The organism is Sphingobacterium tabacisoli, from assembly GCF_017908035.1.
Lineage (GTDB): Bacteria > Bacteroidota > Bacteroidia > Sphingobacteriales > Sphingobacteriaceae > Sphingobacterium > Sphingobacterium tabacisoli.
Genome location: NZ_JAEQMU010000001.1, coordinates 349,266 through 370,289, shown reverse-complemented (window position 1 = coordinate 370,289; position 21,024 = coordinate 349,266). Strand labels below are relative to the sequence as shown.

Annotated in this window: 26 protein-coding genes; 8 read left to right on the top strand and 18 right to left on the bottom strand. The window is 38.5% G+C overall.

The features are described 5' to 3' along the window. Window positions 1–55 precede the first annotated feature (55 nt). Window positions 56–469 (top strand): GNAT family N-acetyltransferase, encoded by a 414-nt coding sequence (locus JKG64_RS01445; RefSeq protein WP_210352561.1) that lies wholly within the window; start codon window positions 56–58, stop codon window positions 467–469. Between the two features lie 41 nt (window positions 470–510). On the opposite strand, the gene JKG64_RS01440 is transcribed toward JKG64_RS01445, so the two are convergent. Beyond that, complete coding sequence (locus JKG64_RS01440; protein ID WP_210352560.1) at window positions 511–957, bottom strand: GNAT family N-acetyltransferase; 447 nt, start codon at window positions 955–957, stop codon at window positions 511–513. A 125-nt stretch (window positions 958–1,082) separates the two neighbouring features. Further along, a complete protein-coding gene (locus tag JKG64_RS01435; protein WP_210352559.1) occupies window positions 1,083–1,508 on the bottom strand; it encodes a GNAT family N-acetyltransferase in 426 nt (141 codons plus the stop codon). Between the two features lie 157 nt (window positions 1,509–1,665). Between JKG64_RS01435 and JKG64_RS01430 the strand changes: the two genes are divergently transcribed. Further along, complete coding sequence (locus JKG64_RS01430) at window positions 1,666–2,541, top strand: helix-turn-helix transcriptional regulator (protein WP_210352558.1); 876 nt, start codon at window positions 1,666–1,668, stop codon at window positions 2,539–2,541. Between the two features lie 45 nt (window positions 2,542–2,586). Further along, window positions 2,587–3,051: an OsmC family protein gene (locus tag JKG64_RS01425; protein ID WP_210352557.1), complete on the top strand. Its 465-nt coding sequence runs from the start codon at window positions 2,587–2,589 to the stop codon at window positions 3,049–3,051. A 31-nt stretch (window positions 3,052–3,082) separates the two neighbouring features. Here JKG64_RS01425 and JKG64_RS01420 read toward each other — a convergent pair whose 3' ends face one another. The 6 genes from JKG64_RS01420 to JKG64_RS01395 all read right to left on the bottom strand — a co-directional run bounded on the left by JKG64_RS01420 (window position 3,083) and on the right by JKG64_RS01395 (window position 7,244). Then, window positions 3,083–3,304: a hypothetical protein gene (locus tag JKG64_RS01420; protein WP_210352556.1), complete on the bottom strand. Its 222-nt coding sequence runs from the start codon at window positions 3,302–3,304 to the stop codon at window positions 3,083–3,085. 77 nt (window positions 3,305–3,381) lie between these two features. Continuing rightward, on the bottom strand, window positions 3,382–4,059 hold the full coding sequence (locus tag JKG64_RS01415; protein WP_210352555.1) for a head GIN domain-containing protein: 678 nt from the start codon (window positions 4,057–4,059) through the stop codon (window positions 3,382–3,384). 5 nt (window positions 4,060–4,064) lie between these two features. Next, entirely contained in the window at window positions 4,065–4,565 is a 501-nt protein-coding gene (locus JKG64_RS01410; RefSeq protein WP_210352554.1) for a hypothetical protein, read from the bottom strand. Between the two features lie 180 nt (window positions 4,566–4,745). Beyond that, window positions 4,746–5,876: a serine hydrolase domain-containing protein gene (locus tag JKG64_RS01405; protein ID WP_210352553.1), complete on the bottom strand. Its 1,131-nt coding sequence runs from the start codon at window positions 5,874–5,876 to the stop codon at window positions 4,746–4,748. Between the two features lie 40 nt (window positions 5,877–5,916). Then, on the bottom strand, window positions 5,917–6,648 hold the full coding sequence (locus JKG64_RS01400; RefSeq protein ID WP_210352552.1) for a DUF3307 domain-containing protein: 732 nt from the start codon (window positions 6,646–6,648) through the stop codon (window positions 5,917–5,919). Continuing rightward, a complete protein-coding gene (locus JKG64_RS01395) occupies window positions 6,642–7,244 on the bottom strand; it encodes a hypothetical protein (protein WP_210352551.1) in 603 nt (200 codons plus the stop codon). The genes JKG64_RS01400 and JKG64_RS01395 overlap by 7 nt, the downstream gene beginning before the upstream one ends. A 176-nt stretch (window positions 7,245–7,420) precedes the next feature. On the opposite strand from JKG64_RS01395, the gene JKG64_RS01390 reads away from it, so the two are divergent. The 4 genes from JKG64_RS01390 to JKG64_RS01375 all read left to right on the top strand — a co-directional run bounded on the left by JKG64_RS01390 (window position 7,421) and on the right by JKG64_RS01375 (window position 11,821). Further along, complete coding sequence (locus tag JKG64_RS01390) at window positions 7,421–8,296, top strand: PPK2 family polyphosphate kinase (RefSeq protein WP_210352550.1); 876 nt, start codon at window positions 7,421–7,423, stop codon at window positions 8,294–8,296. Between the two features lie 154 nt (window positions 8,297–8,450). Further along, window positions 8,451–9,656 (top strand): pyridoxal phosphate-dependent aminotransferase, encoded by a 1,206-nt coding sequence (locus JKG64_RS01385; RefSeq protein ID WP_246512452.1) that lies wholly within the window; start codon window positions 8,451–8,453, stop codon window positions 9,654–9,656. A 239-nt stretch (window positions 9,657–9,895) separates the two neighbouring features. After that, window positions 9,896–10,945 (top strand): tRNA preQ1(34) S-adenosylmethionine ribosyltransferase-isomerase QueA, encoded by a 1,050-nt coding sequence (queA, locus tag JKG64_RS01380; protein WP_133586437.1) that lies wholly within the window; start codon window positions 9,896–9,898, stop codon window positions 10,943–10,945. A gap of 186 nt (window positions 10,946–11,131) precedes the next feature. Then, entirely contained in the window at window positions 11,132–11,821 is a 690-nt protein-coding gene (locus JKG64_RS01375; RefSeq protein ID WP_210352549.1) for an IspD/TarI family cytidylyltransferase, read from the top strand. Window positions 11,822–11,862: 41 nt separating this feature from the next. Here the strand turns inward: JKG64_RS01375 and JKG64_RS01370 are convergent, their stop codons facing one another. The 9 genes from JKG64_RS01370 to JKG64_RS01330 all read right to left on the bottom strand — a co-directional run bounded on the left by JKG64_RS01370 (window position 11,863) and on the right by JKG64_RS01330 (window position 18,516). Continuing rightward, entirely contained in the window at window positions 11,863–12,015 is a 153-nt protein-coding gene (locus JKG64_RS01370) for a lmo0937 family membrane protein (protein ID WP_210352548.1), read from the bottom strand. A 90-nt stretch (window positions 12,016–12,105) separates the two neighbouring features. After that, a complete protein-coding gene (locus tag JKG64_RS01365; RefSeq protein WP_210352547.1) occupies window positions 12,106–12,876 on the bottom strand; it encodes an MBL fold metallo-hydrolase in 771 nt (256 codons plus the stop codon). Window positions 12,877–12,879: 3 nt separating this feature from the next. Then, window positions 12,880–13,146 carry a hypothetical protein gene (locus tag JKG64_RS01360; RefSeq protein ID WP_210352546.1) on the bottom strand — a complete coding sequence of 89 codons (267 nt, stop codon included), beginning with the start codon at window positions 13,144–13,146 and terminating at the stop codon, window positions 12,880–12,882. 73 nt (window positions 13,147–13,219) lie between these two features. After that, window positions 13,220–14,227: a glycosyltransferase gene (locus JKG64_RS01355; protein ID WP_210352545.1), complete on the bottom strand. Its 1,008-nt coding sequence runs from the start codon at window positions 14,225–14,227 to the stop codon at window positions 13,220–13,222. A gap of 2 nt (window positions 14,228–14,229) precedes the next feature. After that, window positions 14,230–15,180, bottom strand: coding sequence for a glycosyltransferase family 2 protein (locus tag JKG64_RS01350; protein WP_210352544.1), 951 nt, complete (start codon window positions 15,178–15,180; stop codon window positions 14,230–14,232). 18 nt (window positions 15,181–15,198) lie between these two features. Next, entirely contained in the window at window positions 15,199–15,768 is a 570-nt protein-coding gene (locus JKG64_RS01345) for a DUF4199 domain-containing protein (RefSeq protein ID WP_210352543.1), read from the bottom strand. Between the two features lie 9 nt (window positions 15,769–15,777). Next, window positions 15,778–16,446, bottom strand: coding sequence for a hypothetical protein (locus tag JKG64_RS01340; RefSeq protein WP_210352542.1), 669 nt, complete (start codon window positions 16,444–16,446; stop codon window positions 15,778–15,780). A gap of 4 nt (window positions 16,447–16,450) precedes the next feature. After that, window positions 16,451–17,719, bottom strand: coding sequence for a dihydroorotase (locus JKG64_RS01335; protein ID WP_210352541.1), 1,269 nt, complete (start codon window positions 17,717–17,719; stop codon window positions 16,451–16,453). A gap of 233 nt (window positions 17,720–17,952) precedes the next feature. Then, complete coding sequence (locus JKG64_RS01330; protein ID WP_210352540.1) at window positions 17,953–18,516, bottom strand: UbiX family flavin prenyltransferase; 564 nt, start codon at window positions 18,514–18,516, stop codon at window positions 17,953–17,955. Window positions 18,517–19,081: 565 nt separating this feature from the next. Here JKG64_RS01330 and JKG64_RS01325 point away from each other — a divergent pair. Then, the gene (locus tag JKG64_RS01325) at window positions 19,082–19,732 is read left to right on the top strand and encodes an ankyrin repeat domain-containing protein (protein ID WP_210352539.1); all 651 of its coding nucleotides are present in this window, start codon (window positions 19,082–19,084) and stop codon (window positions 19,730–19,732) included. A gap of 4 nt (window positions 19,733–19,736) precedes the next feature. Here the strand turns inward: JKG64_RS01325 and JKG64_RS01320 are convergent, their stop codons facing one another. Beyond that, window positions 19,737–21,020 carry a DUF2851 family protein gene (locus tag JKG64_RS01320; RefSeq protein ID WP_210352538.1) on the bottom strand — a complete coding sequence of 428 codons (1,284 nt, stop codon included), beginning with the start codon at window positions 21,018–21,020 and terminating at the stop codon, window positions 19,737–19,739. Between the last annotated feature and the right edge of the window lie 4 nt (window positions 21,021–21,024).

The following is a 21,024-nucleotide window of genomic DNA, read 5'->3' as shown; positions in this document are numbered from 1 at the left end:
CTAAAGCTAGATAAAACAGACAGCTCCCTCACGTTCAAACGCTTAATCTTATCCAATGAGATATAAATCAATCTACAAGAGCCCTTCTGTGGACAGGTATCGCTACCTACGCGTAGCTTCAGGGCTATCCCCAAAAACAGAAGAAGCTGCCGCTATAGGGCTGAAAAACTCGCTTTGCTGTGTAATTATCGTAGACCAAGAAAATAATAATGAGGTTATTGGCATGGGCAGGCTCGTTGGTGATGGAGGCTGTCACTGCCAGGTCGTGGATATTTGCGTGCTACCCGAACATCAAAAGAAAGGTTTAGGAAAACTCATTATGCAAATGTTAGCCGACTTCATCGAGAAGGAACTACCAGCATCCTGTTATATCAACCTCATTGCAGATGGTGATGCCTTTCTGCTCTATAAACAATACGGTTTTGAGCCAGTATGGCCTCAATCAAGAGGAATGGGCAAAGTAAAATAAAGGATTAGGAGAACGATTTATAATCTCCTAATCCTTTATAGCTATTTCCACCAATAATAGTAATTATGTGCTCCGTCATACTGAAATCCACAGCGCGGATACAAACTATTGCCGATGTCATTCGTCTTCTCCGTCTCTAACATCAAACCACACGCCCCTGTTTCTTCACACCATTGTTTACTACGATCGATCAAAGCTACAGACAATCCCTGACCTCTATAATCGGGATGGACGAACAGATCACTAAGAAGCCATTGTCTCTCTAACTTCGTGTAGTGAAATAATTTATACAATTGAGCAAAGCCTACTGCCTTACCATCCACAATCGCTAAAAAAATATCAGACTCACTATTTAAAAATCGCTCTCTCAAAAACGCCTTTCCTTTCTCTACATCGGATTCTTGTCGATAGAAAATACGGTAAAGATTAAATAACTCAGCGGTTTCCTCTAGATCTTCCAAACTCGCTTTCTTGATTTTGTAACTCATTGCTTTTTATAGTTTAAATATAGGTCGCAAAAGTATTTTTTATCAAAATCACCTAGATGGTCCAGTTATCAAAAAACAACTGATCCAGCATTTATTTTATAAAACGGTTATGCTCTATCAAGAACTTAGAGCCTCATATCAAAGACTTTCTGTTCTTTGCATAAGGTAAAACCTTTTTTTTCATAGAACAGGTGGCTTTCCGTCCGGATCACATTACAACGTACCCTAAGAAAACCAACGTCTCTCTGACGCGCCCATATAACTGCTTCTCTAATCAGAGCTGCCCCCACCCCTTGTCCTCTCCATTGATCATCAACAACCAACCCAATAATCTCAACTCCGTAATCTATTTCAAGACTAATGGAATAATTCGCCTGCATCCAACCAACTACCCCTCCATCAACAATAACCACCAATACTATGATATCTTGATTCTCGAGCAATATTGAAAGTCGCTTCTTTATAGTCGCTAGCTCAGCAGGGTATCCTAATTGACCTACTAAATTAGTTATTGCTGGAGCGTCCGACATTCTTGCACTTCGTATTTCCATATATTCAATTTTAAACAACCTTATTTTTACATTCTATTTTATCTTCCCTCTCTTACAACTACATTTCTTTATCCTGTAAAATATACATTTTTAAAGATATTATCAGTTTATGACGATATAAACTGTGATAAATGTGCATATTTTCGGATATTTGTATATGCCATTATTCTTTACGTTGGACGACATTTACAATCTCTATAAAATCGATCCCTTAAAAACGATTGATGGAATGGTTATTCTTGACCAAAGTAACCGTCCAAATCGAGAATATGCAGACCACCGACATCAATTTGAAGGTCTCTTATTAAGCTTCCTTACCAAGGGCTCTATGAGAACCAGAATCCACTTTTTAGAATATGAGATTAATGCAGCTGATATTGTCGTCATCCTCCCTCAGCTCATGATTGATGTCCAATATGCGAGTGAAGATGCAGAAATGGTTACTATTGGTCTATCGCTAGATTTTATAGCCTCTTTTCCCAACTTACGGGAGTTTATAATGAATGACGAAATCAGATGGCAGCCCGTCATTAAACTACAGGGTGAAGAACGTGCTCTACAGCAGGAATTATTGACACTTTTGCAAAAAGCTTACCATAAGAAATCAAGCGTCAAAAAAAAGGATCTGCTTCAACATCTCCTTTTTGCTCTCATTAACATAATTTCAGAAGCCTACTCAGCACACAGTGAACGCAAAGAACTCTCAAAAAACAGGACACATGAGATTATCGACGATTTTTATATTCTTATTTCAAAGCACGCTATTGAACAGAGGAGTGTCAAGTTTTACGCCGATAAACTATATTTGACACCACAGTACTTATCGACTTTGCTAAAAAAAGCAACAGGAAAGTCAGTCTTGCAATGGATCGACCACATCCTTCTTATGCACGCCAAAACCCTCCTTAAATCATCCAATATTTCAATAAAAGAACTTAGCAATCAATTACATTTCTCTGATTCAAGTTTATTTTGTAGGTATTTTAAACGACACACAGGCACTTCACCAAAGTCATTCAGAAATAAATTCTGACCTGAACAGGTCACATCATTAGGCCACGGTATAAATATTTAACATATGATTTTCAAACACCTTTTTAAAGTCACATTAAATTGGCTTAATAATGTACATACTCCTTCTCAGAAACAGTATTACAAAAGCCATCGGATTAGTATATCAGGCAAACCAGAAATGATGATATCTGCGGCCAAAGCATTCAAAGGTGACCCCGAACTATATAACCCAGAAGATCTTTTATTAAGCAGTTTAGTCTCCTGCCACATGATGTCATACCTATACGTATGTGCACAAAACAATATTGAGGTGTGTTCTTACACAGATCATGCCGAAGCTATACTGGAAACTAAAGCTGACGGTAGTGGGCGGTTCACTAAAGTCACATTAAATCCTGCTGTCGTTATATCAGACCCCTCCCAAAAAGAGTTAGCATTAGCATTACATAGCAAAGCAAATCAATTATGTTTTATAGCCAATTCCTGTAACTTCCCAGTTATACACCAGGCGACCTGCAGTCACTCTTAGTATTTACTACAAAGTATTTAAAAACTAGATTTTAGCTGTCCATCGCTTGAATCTGATCATCACTAAATCCCTGCAATTTGTCTAACTCTTCCTCAGACCATTGGAGTAGGTCTGCCAAGAGAAAGACCTGGGGCTGTTGGTCGTTAAGAGGGTCTACATTATCCAGTAACGTACCCTCTATTCCCTGAGGTTCTCCATCCTTTAGAATCTGATAGCCTTGTTCCACCCATTTTTGAATCTGTTCTCTTTTCATAGCTATTTTCTTTTATCATTAAACCATAAGAAAAGTTGCATTTGATCAAGCTTCAGAACCTAGCTTTATCTACACAACTATTGGATAAAATTAATTTTTCCCCCAGCCAACCGCTTCTGCTTTCGCTCCGATGGATTACCGTATATATCAATCACCCCACCTGCACGGGTCTGGGCATCCACACTTTTACCTACATTAACTAGACATTTACCTCCTGCATTTGTTCTTATATAAGCATAGTCCGACAATAGATCCTTCGCTTCATAATGTCCTCCAAAAGTACAGTTTACCGTCTGTTCCTCCGCCTCTCCTTCTAACGTTATACTTCCCCCGGCTGTACTCCAGGCCTCAATAGATCCTGTATGTACCCGAATAGCTATACGCGCACCTTCGTTGGCCGACAGGTAAATAGAATCCACCTCCAACTCGTGATTATCAGTACTTATCTGAGCTCCTTTTCGAGCAATAATACTAGATATATTTTTCGCGTAAAGGCTAACATCCACCTTATGTCCCTGCATAATCGCACTAGTCGTCATCTTCAACCGTAATACATCATCTGTCTGTATGAGCTCCAGCTGCCCAGCATACTCGCCTTCGATAACAATTTTATCCTCCTCACCTGATAATAAACGTACCCGAATTTTGTCTGTGACATCAAGCTCCCTAAAAGCGGATAGCGTTCTCGACAACTGCGCCTGTCCCTGAAAAACAGCACAGGCCCCTAATAAAAATATTAAAAATAATTGTTTCATAAATCTTATCTACCCAATTGAATCAGTTCCTGTTCGGTGTACATTTTGGCTCCCTTTAGATAACTAAATAATAAACCCTTGGTTTCACGGTCATTCAATTTGTAAAGGTTACCAACCAGAAAATCTTTATCTTGCTCTATATTGTCGCGGTATCCCAAATATGTAGGAATGTAATATTGTATACACAAACGTATAAAACGTAATTCGACATTATTGGGTTCCATCTTAATCTGCTTTTCAAGCATTTTCTTTCCACCGTTAAAGTAGCTCATTTTCTTCAAGGGATTACCCGTATGTTTTGCCATAAACATATGAAAAGCGGCCTCATAGCCCTTTTCCAATGGACTTTTAGCATGCTTTTCCAATGTCTCCAGATGTCGCTCACAAAGTTCCTGATTTTTAACTCCCTTATTAAAATCTTTACGCACTTCATCCAAATTTAGATGTTGTCCTTGAGCGAGCAACACAAGATTGAAGATTCCGATACAAAGCAAAATTCTTTTCATATTCAAGCAATTACTAAGTGAGCCACAGGCTCGTTTTCTATCTTGGAGCATCCTCTTGCAGTTAGATCCAAAATATGACTTATAATGATTACTTCCGTTAAATTACAAAAAATGAGCCAAGTATTCTCTAAGAAAGGGAGTAACTTTTACAAAAAACAGAGGCAAGATCAGCTTTTTATCTTATTTCGGTGCTATAAGATGCCCGTACAAGTAATTAGCTACCTCCTCTAACAGTACTGGTTCATCATCTTCAAAGACTTGTTTACAGCCGTTTGTGATTACGACCACACCAAATTGTTCTTGGGGCTCGAAAAACATTGCACTATATAAACCATAAGCAGAACCTGTATGGCCAACCACCTTCTTCCCCTTTATAAACGTTTTATTTTCGCGTAGAGCCAAGCCATAGCCCGCATCCTTATTTACAGGGGTCTGCATAATATTCGCTGATGTTTTTGAAATTAACCTAACGCCATTATACTCTCCGTAGTTCATATGCATCATCATATAACGAGCTAAGTCCTCTGCCGAAATTTTAAGTCCTCCAGTAGGCGAAAATACCGGTGTTGTATACCCTAATGTATAATTCTGCACCTCTTCGCTCCTTGGTGCATACGCCGCAGGTTGAGCCTCGAATTCCTCCTTTTTTGAATCGTACTCATAGATTTTGGCAAACATTGTATTATCCAATGAATCGACACAATAGCCACCATTGAGCCTCAAAGGCATCAAGATTTGCTTCTTTATATAATTATCAAATCTAATCCCTACAGCTTGCTCCAATGCTGCACCTGCCATATTAAAGTTCAGATTACAATATTCATACTGGGTCCCCGGTTCATAGTCATTGTACCCCTTCTTCCATTCCGGGTTTTTAATTGGATTGATAGCATCAAGATTAAAATATCCATTCTTATCACTAATACTAGAGGTATGAGAAAGCAACATTCTCAGTGTAATCACTTTATTAGGAAAAAGAGGGTTTCTGACAGGAAATCCGATCAGACTCCCAAAATCATCATCCAAAGAGGCCTTCCCTGCCTCTACCAACTGCATCCAAGCAGTAGCCGTGAATGATTTGGATATAGATGCTATTCTAAATAGATTGTCAGCGACATTTAAAGGCGTCTGCTTTTCCAGATCTTTATACCCCACAGCATCGCTGTGAATAATCTTTCCATCTTTGACCACTACATAAGCAAGTCCGACAGCATTATAACGCTTCGCGATATTTGTAACATCCAGTTTTATATTCTGTGAGAACGCAGATGTAAACACACTGACAAAAAGTAGTAAGGCTATATATCTCATGTTTAGAGTAATTTGATTAAGCAATCTTTAGCATCTAAATTTACAAAATAGATCTTAACCCCAGCCGCAAGAGATACCCTACGACTATCGCAATGGTAAAACTGGCCAATGTCCCAACCAAAACATACTCTGTAAATTTTGTATCCTTGGCATTTTTCAGATCTCCGAACCGGAATATAGATTTGGCTGCCAATAGAAAGCCTATTCCTGAGAGAAAACCAACCTGAATAAACAGCACAATAATAAGACGTTCCATAATTCCGATAAGCATTCCAGCATCAATTAATGTATCTTTCCGCTTATTGCTCAGTTCATTCTCTTGATTCCATTTGCTAAAAAACACACGCAAGAAGATAGGACTTACCACAGCTACCAACAAAAACGCGATAACACACAAAATAACCTGGTCTGAGGTTAAGTGTTCAAATAATCCAGTTGGTATACCAAAACTATAAAATGTTGCACCTATTAATACTGCTAAGTGTAAGAACTGATCTAGCGTAAATAGAAAAACTGGTCTATAAGGCCATAGCTTCTCCCACCATATCTTGAGACTATCCACAGCAAGATGCGCACAACCGATAGCTAATATCAGTATCCAGTATTCCGACCACGAAGGATACAATACTATAGTAAGTATCAATAGATGCACCAAAATATGGAGTAAAAGATAGAATACATTATCTCTTCGCTTGATCACCCAGCTTTGAGGCTGTAAGACAAAATCTCCAAGTAAGTGTGCTAAAAGTAATTTTAAAAAAAATGTCAGCATCTTTTCAATAATTGTTCTGTGCAATAGGCTATTGCTTTATTTAATTTGCTCCAACCCGCCTTAGTAAGCTCAGTACTCACTTGGCTCTGATGCTTACGGTGGAGTTTCTTTGCTAGCTCCTGTTGATTCAGGTCAGGGGATCGCAACGCTTCCGCAACGGTTTCCGCCATATTGGCGGTCCATCGGTTTGCTATCTCAACGCATAAATTAAGCATAATATTACTTAACTCATCCCAATCTTCCCAAGGAGACCTTACCATTAGCAAATCTTTATGAAGCGATTCAAAGGCTTCACCAGATCGCACAAAAGCATCACCAAATGAATTCTTTATATGTGCGTCCATATATTCTATCGTACCAATCCCCAGTCCCATCCGAACTTCCAGATCTCCGAGAGACCGGATGCGGGATTTGATATAGAACATAGACTCAATAGCCTTCTCCATACCCACCATAACCTGAAAACTATCCCCTCTAAAAACATCAAACTTATCCGAACAGTCTCCTAAGGTCTGCTCTAAAAGTGGAAGCCATTCCCGAATATCTTTAGAGCGCGAGTCTACAATGTCACCTGTGATAATTGCATACAATTCCATAACCTTTAATTTATTATCATATCACTCCTTAAAAGGATAATCAAAATTATCACTATTTTTAGTGATAATCAAAATTATCACTACTTTCAATGATAAAAACAATTATCAATTGATCTGTTTTAATATTTATATTAGCTACAGGAAAACAAATCATGTCTAAATAGAGTTTTGTATATATGAGTAAATTCCAGAAACAACTAAAGGCAGGTTCAAAATTCCAACTAAAGGATTTCCCCACACACATTGACAAGATTAGCCCTGAAGAAGCTAAAAAAGAACTAAAACAGGTACGAAAAGATATTGCAAATATACAGGAAGTCATGTACGCACACAACAAATACAGCGTATTGATCTGTCTTCAGGGTATGGATACTGCGGGAAAAGACTCCCTCATCCGAGAAGTATTCAAAGATTTTAACGCTCGTGGTGTTGTCGTACAAAGCTATAAAACCCCTAGTTTCAAAGAACTACAACATGACTATCTTTGGCGTCACTATATCGCACTACCAGAACGAGGCAAATTTACCGTTTTCAATCGCACACATTACGAAAATGTTCTCGTTACTCGTGTACATCCAGAATATATATTGCAGGAAAATATTCCAGGCATCACCCAAGTAAAGAATATTCCCAAAGATTTTTGGAAGAAAAGATATCAACAGATCAATAATTTCGAACACCATATCTGTCAAAATGGGACGATTCTACTAAAGTTCTACCTACATCTCTCCAAGTCCGAGCAGAAAAACCGCTTACTGAGACGCCTAGATAAAGAAGACCACAATTGGAAATTTTCTCCAGGCGATCTAAAAGAACGAAAACGCTGGAATGAATATATGTCCTACTATCAGGAGGCCATCCAGCACACCAGTAAACAGCAGGCGCCTTGGTATATTATACCTGCGGACAACAAAGAAATATGTCGCTATCTAGTGGCACAGGTCATTTTAGAAGAATTAAAAAAACACAAAGACATTAAATATCCCGACCTCCCAGCAGACATCGAAAAACATATCGCTTGTTACCGCAAAGAACTAGAGAATGAAAAATAAACAAGCATTATGATCATCTATATTGTATAATTTCGCTTTCTTCAAACACTAGAACTACCCTATTGACAAGTTTGTAAATCTGCATCGTTTTTAATCAGGATTTATCAAAAAAATAGGTTTGAAAATGAAGTATATATAATATATTTGTATCACCATGAGCACAACATCATATTTATCAGATAGAATCAATAGCCTTTCCGAATCGGCTACATTAAAAATGACCAAATTAGGTCGTGAATTAGCCGCACAAGGCATAAATGTAATCAGTTTAAGCGTTGGCGAGCCTGACTTTAACACTCCAGATCATGTTAAAGAAGCCGCTAAAACCGCACTGGATGAAAACTATACGCGATATACTCCCGTACCAGGATATCCTGAGTTAAGGAAAGCCATCGTCGACAAGCTGAAGAACGAAAACGGGCTAGATTATGACATATCTCAGATTGTCGTATCCACAGGTGCTAAACAATCTTTGTCCAATGTTATCCTGACTTTGATCAATCCTGGAGATGAGGTAATCATTCCTACCCCCTACTGGGTCTCTTACTCTGAAATGGTAGTCCTTGCAGAAGGAAAATCTGTTTTTATTGACACTGATATCGAGAGCAACTTCAAGATTACACCAGCACAACTGGAAGCCGCTATAACGCCGAAGACCAAAATCTTTATGTTTTCCTCACCTTGTAATCCTACAGGTTCGGTATACAGTAAGGCTGAATTGGAAGCACTCGCTAAAGTTTTTGAGAAACACCCTAATATATTCATCATATCGGATGAGATATATGAGCATATCAACTTTATAGACAAGCACGAATCCATAGCTCAATTTTCAAGCATCAAAGACCGCGTAATCATTGTCAATGGTTTTTCAAAAGCCTTTGCTATGACCGGCTGGCGTTTGGGATACATTGCCGCAAGCAAAGAAATTGCTGCCGCCAATGACAAGATGCAAGGACAGACTACCTCCGGTACCTGCTCCATAGCGCAGCGTGCAGGAATTGCCGCCTATGAAGGAGGTCTCGAGAGTGTTAACAAAATGAAAGAAGCATTTGCACGTCGACGTCAGTTGGTCTATGATCTATTAAATGATATACCCGGTGTTAAAACCAATCTTCCGGAAGGTGCTTTCTATTTCTTCCCAGAAATCAGCTCATTTTTTGGCAAAAAGGACCAAGATGGTAATATCATTAAAAATTCAGGAGACCTTGCGTTATACTTACTCAACCAAGGACACGTTGCTACTGTAGATGGAAACTCGTTTGGTAATGATAACTACATCCGACTATCCTATGCCGCTTCAGACGAAAATCTTAAAGAAGCTCTTCGTAGAATAAAAGAAGCATTAGCAAAACTTTCTTAAACATATAAAAAGCTCCCTCCTCGAAGGGAGCTTTTAGTATCTTCAAGTATCTGCCCGATCTGTACTGATCAAAATAAGACTGGCCACATCATCTTTTTCCAATCGAATCCATCCATTCTTATAACAGAAAAAAGGGAACTGGCAAAAGATTTTACCACTAATCCCAATAAAAATGCATACCTTTGTGTGCTTTTTTAGCCCTATTGAGGACTGTTAAAACACATAAACACTGTTTACACATGAAATTATCACAATTTAAATTCAACTTACCTGAATCTCTGTTGGCATCTGAGCCATCTGAACAACGTGACGAATCACGTTTAATGGTCTTACATAAAGATACAGGTAAGATTGAACATAAAATCTTTAAAGACGTCTTAGATTATTTTGATGATAAAGACGTGATGATATTAAACGACACCAAAGTTTTCCCGGCCCGTATGTACGGTAATAAAGAGAAAACAGGTGCTACCATCGAAGTATTCCTTCTTCGTGAACTCAACAGAGAGCTAAGACTATGGGATGTTTTGGTAGATCCAGCCCGTAAGATTCGTGTAGGAAACAAGCTTTATTTTGGTGATGATGATTTACTAGTCGCTGAGGTAGTTGACAATACAACATCCAGAGGCCGTACTATCCGCTTTCTTTTCGAAGGTACTGACGAAGAATTCCGTCGTAACATCGAAATCCTAGGAGAAACACCACTACCAAAATACATAAAACGTAAGGCGACTCCAGAAGATAAATTCCGTTATCAAACCATCTATGCGAAAAATGAAGGTGCAGTAGCAGCACCTACAGCAGGGCTTCACTTCTCTAGAGAATTGATGAAACGTCTAGAACTTAAGGGAGTTGACTTCGCCGAGATTACACTACACATAGGCTTAGGTACATTCCGTACCGTCGAGGTAGAGGATTTAACTAAACATAAAATGGACTCCGAGCAGTTTATCATAACGGATGAAGCTGCAAATAGAGTAAACCGCGCTATCGATGATAAACGCCGTATATGTGCTGTAGGTACAACCTCCATGCGCGCGATAGAATCCTCTGTATCAGCAGACAGACACTTGAAACCAGGTACAGATTGGACGAGTAAATTCATCTATCCACCATACGAATTCAGTATAGCAAACTCAATGATCACCAACTTCCATACTCCAGAATCAACATTATTAGTAATGATTGCGGCATTTGGAGGTTACGAAAATGTAATGAATGCTTATGAGGTAGCTGTTAAAGAGAAATACCGCTTTTACAGCTACGGTGATGCAATGCTTATTATTTAAGATTTAGAACATCCCATATCTTTAATTAACTATTATATTAAAGATAAAAACTTTAGCTCTTCCTATAATTTAAGATAAGACTAAAGCTTATGAATATTTCTATATAAAAGCGCATTTATATTGCGCATAAATACAATTTTATGTAGGTTTGAAGCGTGGATAATTAAAATCCACGCTTTTTTTATTATGGCCAACAAGATTGCAATCATAGCCGCAGGAGGAAGTGGCACACGTCTCCAATCCAACCTCCCAAAACAATACCTTTTATTGCATGACAGACCTGTGCTTATGCATACCGTACTCGCTTTTTCTGGTATAGCCGACCGTATCCTTATCGTCTTAAACGAAGAGATGATAGAGACATGGAGGTCCTTATGTAAAGAGTATGAGTTTGATATCCCACATGAGTTAGTCTCTGGTGGTAATACCCGTTTTCAAAGTATCAAAAATGCCATATGCCATATTGTAGCCACGACACCATCGCTTGATCATCCCACCGCCATTGCGATACACGACGCAGCGCGTCCCTTAGTAGACAGTTCATTGATCATAAAATCATTCGAACTTGCACTCCAAGGCCAAAGTAATGTTCTAGCTATCCCCAGTGTCAACTCCATCCGACTAGGCAACAAGAACGCCTCCACAGCAATAGACCGCAATGATGTATGGCAAATACAGACCCCACAATCTTTCCCTGCTTCCCTCTTGATTGAAGCCTTTGAACAAGAAGAGACTCCTATATTCACAGATGATGCTTCAGTCGTTGAACAAAAAGGCCATTCTATACACTTAATCGAAAGTACCGAAAGAAATATAAAGCTGACTTTTCCAATAGATTTCAAAATAGCAGAACTATACCTCAAAGGTGAGATCTAAACAGGAATCCCTCAGGAACAAGATAGCGCTGATTAACTCGGCTATGCATTACCTCGTATGATACGTAATAATACGACGATAATAGCAATGACCAACAAAATATGGATGATTCCTCCTGTTGCGTATCCTCCTAAAAAACTAATAGCCCAAATAATAACCAAAATTACGGCGATTAAATAAAGTAAATTTCCCATAGCTTTAAAATTTAATGAATTTATACTGTTGTTCTAATTATTTTACAATAACGAACAGCCGATAATTCAAAAAGTTTCTTGCAAACCAAATTATTTCACCTCAATAGCGAGTCTATCGTAGGCAACATGCACATGAGCAGGGAGAATACGCTCTATATATTCATGTTTTCCAAATCTATGGCTTATATGAGTAAGATAGGCTCGTTGTGGCTTTACATCAGCGATAAAAGCTAGCGCCTCTTCTAGGGTAAAATGTGATATATGCGGAGACTCCTGCAACGCATTAACGACCAATATATCCAACCCTTCTAATTGTGCTCTACTCTCTTGAGACACGGTCTTGGCATCGGTGATATAAGCAAATTTACCGATTCGAAATCCCATAACCGGCATCTTATAATGCAATACTTCAAAAGGCATTATCTTTTGCTCAAATATATCAAAAGAAATCCCAGCTTTTATTTCTTCAAGGTCAAGTTGAGGCACGCCAGGGTACTTAACAGCGGAAAAAGCATAGTAAAACTCCCTTTGTAACGCCTCCAAAGTAGCGGCATCAGCATAAATCGAAATCGACTGCTGTTGATGATAATTAAATGCACGTACATCATCGAGACCTGCAATATGATCTTTGTGAGAATGTGTCATCAGGACAGCATCCAAATGGTCTACTCCCTCACGCAACATCTGATATCGAAAATCGGGTCCAGTATCAATAACCACGTTATACCCGTTATCTAATTCAATCAAAACAGAAGTACGCAACCGCTTGTCTCGCTGATCAGTAGATTGACATACCGGACAGCTACACGCAATTACGGGTACGCCTTGAGAAGTTCCTGTTCCTAAAAATCGAATTTTCAATATCTAATCGTTTGTTTTCAATAATGACTTATAAAATGCCCATTGCTTTTCATCCAGATTCTCTTTAAGAAATTCAAAATCCCGAATCAATTGAACTAGAGAATTTATTTTAATCTCCAAATTAGAAAATTTGTTGACCACAATAACTTTAGAGTTTTGAATAACACAAGCCCCGGTCTTAAAGTTACCTTTTTCATACCGGACTTTATAGCCCAGCTCTTCCAACAAATTTTCTATCTTATCTAGATTATACTGTGTAATCGATACCACTATTCAAATTTAAACTATCAATTCCTTAACTACTAATTATTACATGAATTTCCTTACCAAATTGTTACTTCATTTACACTGAGGTGTCTTTCCGCAACAATACACGGTCTATATAATTTCGCATGAAGCCAAAACCATAAGCCATCAGTTGTATAAAAGCAGTCACAACAGAAAAAAGTCCCACTCTAAAGCTCTTAGTTACCATTGTACTATGCCACAGAAGCAGTACCACAAAGGAGAATAAAAAAAGATCTCCCAGCCACACTAAGTAATGTAGTAACACGACATCATTAAATAATAGAAGATCTACGATATTCAATATAAAAAGTCCTAACACTCCCAATGTAAAGACAGCAGGCAATGCATGTACAGCTTTTAACTCACTCGGATAGATTTGAGCAATATCAATCCTCCCCTTTCCAAAATTATAGATTTGCTTAAAGAACTGATTTAGGCTAGTACGTCTTTTATGGTATACAAAAGCCTCAGAAATAAGCCCCACCTTAAACCCTGAATTGATCATTCTAATACTAAATTCAATATCTTCTGATCTCCTCGACAACTTATACCCTCCTGTAGACTCCCATACGTTTCTTGATATTCCCATGTTAAAACTGCGGGGATGAAATTGTCCGACGTGATTCTTATTTCCCCGTATCCCACCAGTCGTAAATGGACTAGTCATTGAATAACTGATAGCCTTCTGTATCGTACTAAAAGAGTCATGCGCTGCATCAGGTCCACCAAAAGCATCCCATCCCTCCTCATCAATAGATTCCTTTACAATTGCCAAATAGTCTTCTGGAACGAGAATATCCGAATCAAACACAATAAAATATGCACCATGAGCTCGTTCAAACCCATAGTTCCGAGCAAATCCCTGACCTTCATTTTTCTTTTCAAAATAATGGATATCCAGGTCTTCTTTAAATCCCTCTACAATAGTTTTTGCGGGCACAGTTGATCCATCTTCCACAACAATAACCTCAAAATCCTTATAGGATTGCCTTAACAGAGACTGTAAAAGTTCTCTGATTTCTTCAGGACGGTTATAGAGGGGAATAATAATTGAAAAAAACATGGTTACACAACTCGTTCGATTTGATATTTATTACGCTCCGAACTATTTCTTGATAACAGTTCAGCAATAAACCCAGTCAAAAATAACTGTGTACCAATCATAATCGCCAACAACGATAGGTAAAATAAAGGTTGATCAGTTACATTACGATATACGGAACCGCTCGCAATACTCATTAGCTTTTCCGATATCAAGTATATTGTAATAAAAAAACCAATTAAAAAACTGATAACACCTATCGGTCCAAAAAAGTGCATTGGCCTTTTCCCAAACTTACCGACGAAGAAAATAGACATCAAATCCAAAAATCCCTTCACAAACCTACCTGCACCAAATTTTGTTGTACCGTATTTTCTAGGATAGTGTTGTACGACCTGTTCTTGTATATTAGAAAACCCTGCCCATTTAGCAATCACAGGAATATATCTATGCATTTCACCATACACCTCTATGCTCTTTACCACATCTTTCTTATAGGCCTTCAATCCACAGTTGAAATCGTGTAGATTATTAATACCAGACATAGCCCGAGTCACAGCATTAAATAACTTTGTGGGGATCGTCTTTGTAATAGGGTCATATCGTTTCTGTTTCCAGCCTGACACAAGATCCGCCCCTTGATTCATAACACGGTCGTACAATTCAGGGATCTCATCCGGACTATCCTGTAAATCTGCATCCATTGTAATCACAACCTCTCCTTGAGCTGCTGCAAACCCAACATTCAAAGCCGCAGACTTACCATAGTTACGTCTAAACTTTATTCCCGAAATCTGTTCGTGCTGTTGCTTCAGATCTAATATAACCGACCAGGATGTATCCTTACTCCCATCGTCAACCAAAATGATCTCATAACTAAAGTTATGGGCTACCATCACACGTCGAATCCAATCGGTCAGTTCCGGCAGTGACTCGGCTTCATTATACAAGGGTACTACAACTGAAATATCCATATACTATTTAAGAATCATTTATTTTTTGACAACCTTCGTGCGGAACAACAATGCCAATACCATTGCAAAGACAAAATTCACCAAAAGACTAATAAAAATCGGAGGAACTGTATTCCTAAAAGATAAATCAGAAAATGCAAACGCCCTATCCTGCTCTATAATCTCCATCTGCTGATCTATTTCGTCATCAGTTGCACCTCTACTTTCCATCTCTACAATCTTAAGATTCATGAGATTTTGGTAACTTTCCTCTAATACTGTCCGATCCAGTATCAACTTCTGGTAGACCGTAATACCAATAGCACTAACAACAATACTTGCAGCAAGAAAGATATAGATACTTTTCAATGCCCTACTAAAAGTCCAATCCGCACCATTTCTCTTCTTCAAAAGATAAACCAATCCTATCGGGATCAAGACAGTACCTACCACCTTAAGCGCAGTACTGACCATATATAATGAAGAATAATTATCTACAGTACGGCTATGGTAAATAGCTATTATTGAAAAGACGATAGACAAGACTCCAGCCACAGCGCCATATACTAACGCATCTTTTTTTTCTCCTTTGGACAATTCGTTACTCATATCTAGGTCTTACTTGCTAAAGTTAATAATAACCTGGTATATAGAGGTTTCATAAGCCTTATTAGAAGCATTTTTTTCAAAATCAGCTACTTGTGCGTCTGAGGGATTTTGTTCAAAAAAGAAAGATACCAATGGGTAGAATAACTCAAAAAGTTCATCCCTATCTGTCAATGTAGTAGACACTTTAGCTATTTCCGAGTAATCACTTTCTACTAGAATCTGATTTGCAATCACTTTCTCATAGATACTGTATTCATCTTGGAACTCATCTTCTTCGACCAATAAGAATTCCTTTAGATAATCTTCCAGAGAAGGTTTAATCTCATCGTCTGCACATTCTTTCAGGTACAGGAACACATTTAATAATTCTGTTCCTCTATCGATTGTATCTTCTTCAATTTTCTCCCATTCTTCAGAATCTAGATAATCTTCTTCTAGCTTCTGCACATCCTCTGCAAAGAAATTTATCATCAACAAATCGAAACTCACTTCGCGCAGTTCTTCAAAGCGTTGATGGTCGTCAAACACCTGATCCAGTTGCGAAACCTTTTCCATAAAAGGCAACTCTAAATCATAAACGGCAGACAAACCTGCCATAAACTCCTTACTATCTATATTATCGATACGCGCATATGTATTAACTGCCGCGTTTATCGCATTTTTAACTTTAATATCCATGTTATTATTTATTAACAATCAACTTATTATTATTTATCACAAGATTCACTTTCCCTCGCAATTCTTGCCCCATCAATGGGTTATTTGAACCTTTTGATTTATTGCTCTGGGCATCAAAAGTCCAAGTCGTATTAATATCAAAAACGACCAAATTCGCTTCCTCTCCTTTTTCAAACTTTGGAATCTCAATTCCTAAAATATTTCTAGGCCCTATGGCCATCTTTTCGACAATAGCCTCTTCAGTCAATCCTGCACGAATAGCTAGAGGTAGGGCAGTTTGTAGTCCCGTTATTCCATTTTTTGCGATGTGAAACTCAACGTTCTTAAATTCAATTTCATGAGGTGTATGTTGTGAGACCACCGCATCGATCACACCATCCTTAAGTCCTTTTAACAAAGCCTTCACATCTTTTGCTGTTCGTAGAGGTGGACATACTTTATAGTTAGAGTCAAAAGTAACCACATTCTCATCCGTAAAAACCAGTTGATGCGCAGCTACATCACAAGTTACCTTAATTCCCTTAGCTTTAGCTTTCTTAATAAGCTCTACTGACTCGGTCGTTGATATTGTGGTAAAGTGAATTGGTGCATCATTGTATTCCGCAAGAAATAGATCTCTAGATACCATTAATGCCTCCGCCAGATTAGGACTTCCTTTCATACCCAAGAAAGTACTCATAGTACCTTCATTCATCTGATCATCGCCCGACATGGAATCATCCTTAGCAAAAGAAATAATCAATCCATTAAAACCTTTAGCGTACAATAGCGCGCGTGCCATCAATCCCGCTTCCTGTAGGCTATGATTTCCATCCGAAAAGGCAATGGCACCATTTAGCTTCATATCATATAGCTCAGCCATTTCCCTTCCCTCTCTCCTCTTTGATATTGCACCTATAGGATATACATCTACCAAATTGCCCTTTGCTCCATTTACCAAAAGCGCCACCTCAGCCCTACTATGTACTGCTGGATTTGTATTAGGCTGTATTGCCATTCCGGTAAAGCCTCCTGCAGCAGCTGCTGCAGTACCTGTAGCTATATCTTCTTTAGTCTCCAGTCCCGGCTCGCCGATATTTGCGTTCAGATCAAAAAAACCAGGACTCACGACGCATCCTTTTGCCGAGATAATGTCCCAATCCGAATTTACCGGTTTTATCTCCTTATCTATAGCTGCAATTTTTCCATCTTTGATTAAGATATCAATTAGCTCTCCATTCAATGGATGATTGGGTAAGACTAACCTAGCTGAAGAAATTAAGACTGTATTCATGGATATTTTGCTAATATTTAATTTGTTGTAGAAATCCTAAAGAAAGTGAAACGATAGAAACCAAAGAAAAGAGCATCGAGATAAGTCCTGCCCTACATAAAATCATAAAGTAGAATGATACTATAAGTCGCTTCATTAAAAGACAAACCTACATAAAATCTCGTTTATACGCAATATAATTGCGTTGTAACCTAAAGTGATTTTTGCACTCCTTCTCCTCCATTCCGTTTTTTTTACTCTCCCCACCTATACGAATCGATTTGCAAGTCCGCTAGTGAGAATATCCTATCGACTACCGTAGCTGCCAGTTCTTCCATAGTCTGAGGTAAACTATAAAATGACGGGCTAGCTGGGCATATTATTCCACCAGCCTGCGTCACACTCGCCATATTATTGATATGGATAAGGCTTAAAGGAGTCTCCCTAGTAATGAGTATCAATTTTCTTCTTTCTTTTAAAATAACATCAGCTGCTCTGGTTGTTAAATCAGAAGAAGTACCATTAGCTATCCGAGCCAATGTGCCCATCGAACAGGGACAAACAACCATCGTATCATAATTAGCTGACCCAGAAGCAAAAGGCGACATAAAATCATTCTTTGAATAAAATGTAAAGTCCTTGTATTTATTATAATCTTCGTTTTGCAATTCAAACCGCCATACATCTTTCGCATTATCAGACATCACCACCCCGACATGAGACACCTGATCTCCCATATGTCCTAACTTATCTAACAACACCTTAGCATATATCGAGCCTGAAGCTCCAGTCACAGCGACTACTATTTTACGTTTCATATGTAAATAATTTGATTTTCAGTTTGGATCCGCCAGCTGGCGGATCCAAACTATATTCATTCGTGTTTGTGCAGTTGCTGCTACATGGATATTTCATATGTATTATAACTTCCCTCCCAATTGTTCTAACAGCATATCCATATGCTTTTTTACTATCAACCTTACGAATACTTCGTTTGACAAAGCTAATCAAAATCTTCAGTAACTATTTTGCCCTTACGTCAATGAAATGGCATAAAAAAATAGAAATAAAAAAGGGTCGAATAAGAATTATTCGACCCTACATCTACCTATGAAAAACATGCCCTTGGGGAGGGCAATACAAATGTACTAAGAGAAAGTATATTTACAACGAATCATACTATCTTTTATCTGTAGTTTTGGCATATTTGTAGTTGTTCGACTACAAGCACTTTATTACAACTACATTCTACGGACAAAGAACCCACAATACGCTAACTTATAGACCAAGAGAATTAATTAACATTTGAGATATTACTAACATTTTATCTGAATATCCCTTTTTTTTATTTATTTCGAAACTAGATAAAAGTGTTATAATACCATGAGTGCGACAATAATAGAAGAGTACATTGAAACGGGAAATCACCAAGACCTTGAGCTACTATTGAGCCAAGATGTCAGCTTAGTTCATCAAAAGACTAGCCACGACATCTCTCCTCTCCTCCTGTCCTGCTACTATCACAAACCTCAGGTCACTCAGGTTATTTTAAAATTCATATCGACAATAACCATACATGAAGCTTGTGCTACTGGTCTATTGCAACACATACAGATGATGATAGAGCACAAGAAAGATGTGGTCAATGAGCTTTCAGATCATGGCTTCACCCCATTAGGAATTGCCGCTCATTTTGGCAAGGAAGATGTCGTACGTCTCCTTTTATTGCATCATGCAAATCCCAATATCAGTTCACAGAACGGCTATAACACCTATCCTCTGCATGCGGCCTTAGGTATCAATCATGATGGCATTACGAAAATGCTTATTGAAAGCGGTGCAGAAGTAAACGTTTTACAATATGGTGGCATAGCCCCCATACATCTGGCTGCACAACACGGCAACATTGATTTAATTGTTATTTTGCTTGAACAAGGAGCTGACGTTACCCTTAAGACAAATACAGGACAAACCGCATCAGACCTAGCTGCAGACAAAGGCTTTACGGAAATTTCGGGGATTTTAAAGGTATAACAGCTTAAGTTTTTAGTATCGCTACCCCGATCGCACACTCCAAGCATCTCTTTTTACTGCAATATTCTTTTTTCAATAGTATTAATGCTTGAGAATCCGCGGCACTTTGACACGCAAGTCCCAGATTTTGGTAGAAGGCAGTAATTGCATTTTGCTCCATAGGTAGCTGTTCCAACCACATCACAGCTCTCTCTTTCAGTTCCTCATTTCCAGTGAACTGACCATAAGAGAACAGCATCGGGGCAAAACAATTTATCACCAAGTGATAAAAGAAAGTATCACTCCACCCTTTACCATGAGACTTTGTATAACAGCCAAACCGAAAATGGTTAGCCCAATAATCATCAACACCAATAGCACGAACAGCAACTAACAACTCCTTTAGCTCCGTGGCCGAACATATCTTATCAAACCAATAAGCTGATCTGCTAATCATTCCCGATAACTGTGCTAATCTATATGTTGGAAAATTATATGGTCTCGCTCGCATAAATTTCCATAGTCTTGGAGACATTCCTTCTAACCCGTGCATCTTTTGAAGAATCTGATACTCCCTTTTTAAGCAAACAAAGTAGTCATCATCACATTCCTCCTCTAAAAAACCACTCATCCCAAACAGCATAGCAGCAATCTTTTCTGGCGCGTCCTGATATTTATACACTAATCTAGGTTCTATACGAGACATAAGCTCTTCAAATGCATCACCATTAATATTAGTACCAAAAGCACGTCCCAACACAATTAAAAATGTACGTTCCCAATCTTGCTTTGTCATATTCAACAACTCAGAACAGTGGTTATACTTTTCTTCTAACCGCTCTATGGTCAATCGTTGCAACCAGCCGGGACGCACAGATGACAACCCATGCCTAAACTGTCCCTCACAGGCAATCTTTCTTTCTTGCTTCCTAAGTGCATCATAACGATTCAAAAGTGCAACATCCACAAAATCATCTAATACCAACGTAGGGATACAGGTACCGTCCGTCCTTAAATTAGGTCGGGTTCCTAATTGCCAAACCACATGCAAAATTGTAGCAGTATATGCTGGATCCAAGTGATGTCCATGTTTCGTCCAATCATCCTCCTTGACATGCATCTCCACATGCCCCCTCCATATTACACCCCCCAATTGAATCGTAGCCAATTCGAAATCTGGACCAGCGTGGTAATTACGCTGCCCCACATCAATAATCTTGAGCATCTCACCTTGAGTAGTCTTTAAGTCACCTTGGTTATACAGCCTATAGCGCCAGATAAAATATAGTAATTCCTCTGGATAGTCCATCCTT

Excerpts from the sequence above, each read along its gene's own strand:
- JKG64_RS01335 (WP_210352541.1), bottom strand. The coding sequence starts at position 17,719 with ATGAATACAGTCTTAATTTCTTCAGCTAGGTTAGTCTTACCCAATCAT.
- JKG64_RS01385 (WP_246512452.1), top strand. The coding sequence starts at position 8,451 with ATGAGCACAACATCATATTTATCAGATAGAATCAATAGCCTTTCCGAA.
- JKG64_RS01395 (WP_210352551.1), bottom strand. The coding sequence starts at position 7,244 with ATGGAATTGTATGCAATTATCACAGGTGACATTGTAGACTCGCGCTCT.
- JKG64_RS01400 (WP_210352552.1), bottom strand. The coding sequence starts at position 6,648 with ATGCTGACATTTTTTTTAAAATTACTTTTAGCACACTTACTTGGAGAT.
- JKG64_RS01340 (WP_210352542.1), bottom strand. The coding sequence starts at position 16,446 with ATGGATATTAAAGTTAAAAATGCGATAAACGCGGCAGTTAATACATAT.
- JKG64_RS01355 (WP_210352545.1), bottom strand. The coding sequence starts at position 14,227 with ATGTTTTTTTCAATTATTATTCCCCTCTATAACCGTCCTGAAGAAATC.
- JKG64_RS01420 (WP_210352556.1), bottom strand. The coding sequence starts at position 3,304 with ATGAAAAGAGAACAGATTCAAAAATGGGTGGAACAAGGCTATCAGATT.
- JKG64_RS01425 (WP_210352557.1), top strand. The coding sequence starts at position 2,587 with ATGATTTTCAAACACCTTTTTAAAGTCACATTAAATTGGCTTAATAAT.
- JKG64_RS01445 (WP_210352561.1), top strand. The coding sequence starts at position 56 with ATGAGATATAAATCAATCTACAAGAGCCCTTCTGTGGACAGGTATCGC.
- JKG64_RS01375 (WP_210352549.1), top strand. The coding sequence starts at position 11,132 with ATGGCCAACAAGATTGCAATCATAGCCGCAGGAGGAAGTGGCACACGT.
- JKG64_RS01440 (WP_210352560.1), bottom strand. The coding sequence starts at position 957 with ATGAGTTACAAAATCAAGAAAGCGAGTTTGGAAGATCTAGAGGAAACC.
- JKG64_RS01345 (WP_210352543.1), bottom strand. The coding sequence starts at position 15,768 with ATGAGTAACGAATTGTCCAAAGGAGAAAAAAAAGATGCGTTAGTATAT.
- JKG64_RS01390 (WP_210352550.1), top strand. The coding sequence starts at position 7,421 with ATGAGTAAATTCCAGAAACAACTAAAGGCAGGTTCAAAATTCCAACTA.
- JKG64_RS01320 (WP_210352538.1), bottom strand. The coding sequence starts at position 21,020 with ATGGACTATCCAGAGGAATTACTATATTTTATCTGGCGCTATAGGCTG.
- JKG64_RS01370 (WP_210352548.1), bottom strand. The coding sequence starts at position 12,015 with ATGGGAAATTTACTTTATTTAATCGCCGTAATTTTGGTTATTATTTGG.
- queA (WP_133586437.1), top strand. The coding sequence starts at position 9,896 with ATGAAATTATCACAATTTAAATTCAACTTACCTGAATCTCTGTTGGCA.
- JKG64_RS01415 (WP_210352555.1), bottom strand. The coding sequence starts at position 4,059 with ATGAAACAATTATTTTTAATATTTTTATTAGGGGCCTGTGCTGTTTTT.
- JKG64_RS01350 (WP_210352544.1), bottom strand. The coding sequence starts at position 15,180 with ATGGATATTTCAGTTGTAGTACCCTTGTATAATGAAGCCGAGTCACTG.
- JKG64_RS01325 (WP_210352539.1), top strand. The coding sequence starts at position 19,082 with ATGAGTGCGACAATAATAGAAGAGTACATTGAAACGGGAAATCACCAA.
- JKG64_RS01410 (WP_210352554.1), bottom strand. The coding sequence starts at position 4,565 with ATGAAAAGAATTTTGCTTTGTATCGGAATCTTCAATCTTGTGTTGCTC.
- JKG64_RS01435 (WP_210352559.1), bottom strand. The coding sequence starts at position 1,508 with ATGGAAATACGAAGTGCAAGAATGTCGGACGCTCCAGCAATAACTAAT.
- JKG64_RS01405 (WP_210352553.1), bottom strand. The coding sequence starts at position 5,876 with ATGAGATATATAGCCTTACTACTTTTTGTCAGTGTGTTTACATCTGCG.
- JKG64_RS01330 (WP_210352540.1), bottom strand. The coding sequence starts at position 18,516 with ATGAAACGTAAAATAGTAGTCGCTGTGACTGGAGCTTCAGGCTCGATA.
- JKG64_RS01430 (WP_210352558.1), top strand. The coding sequence starts at position 1,666 with ATGCCATTATTCTTTACGTTGGACGACATTTACAATCTCTATAAAATC.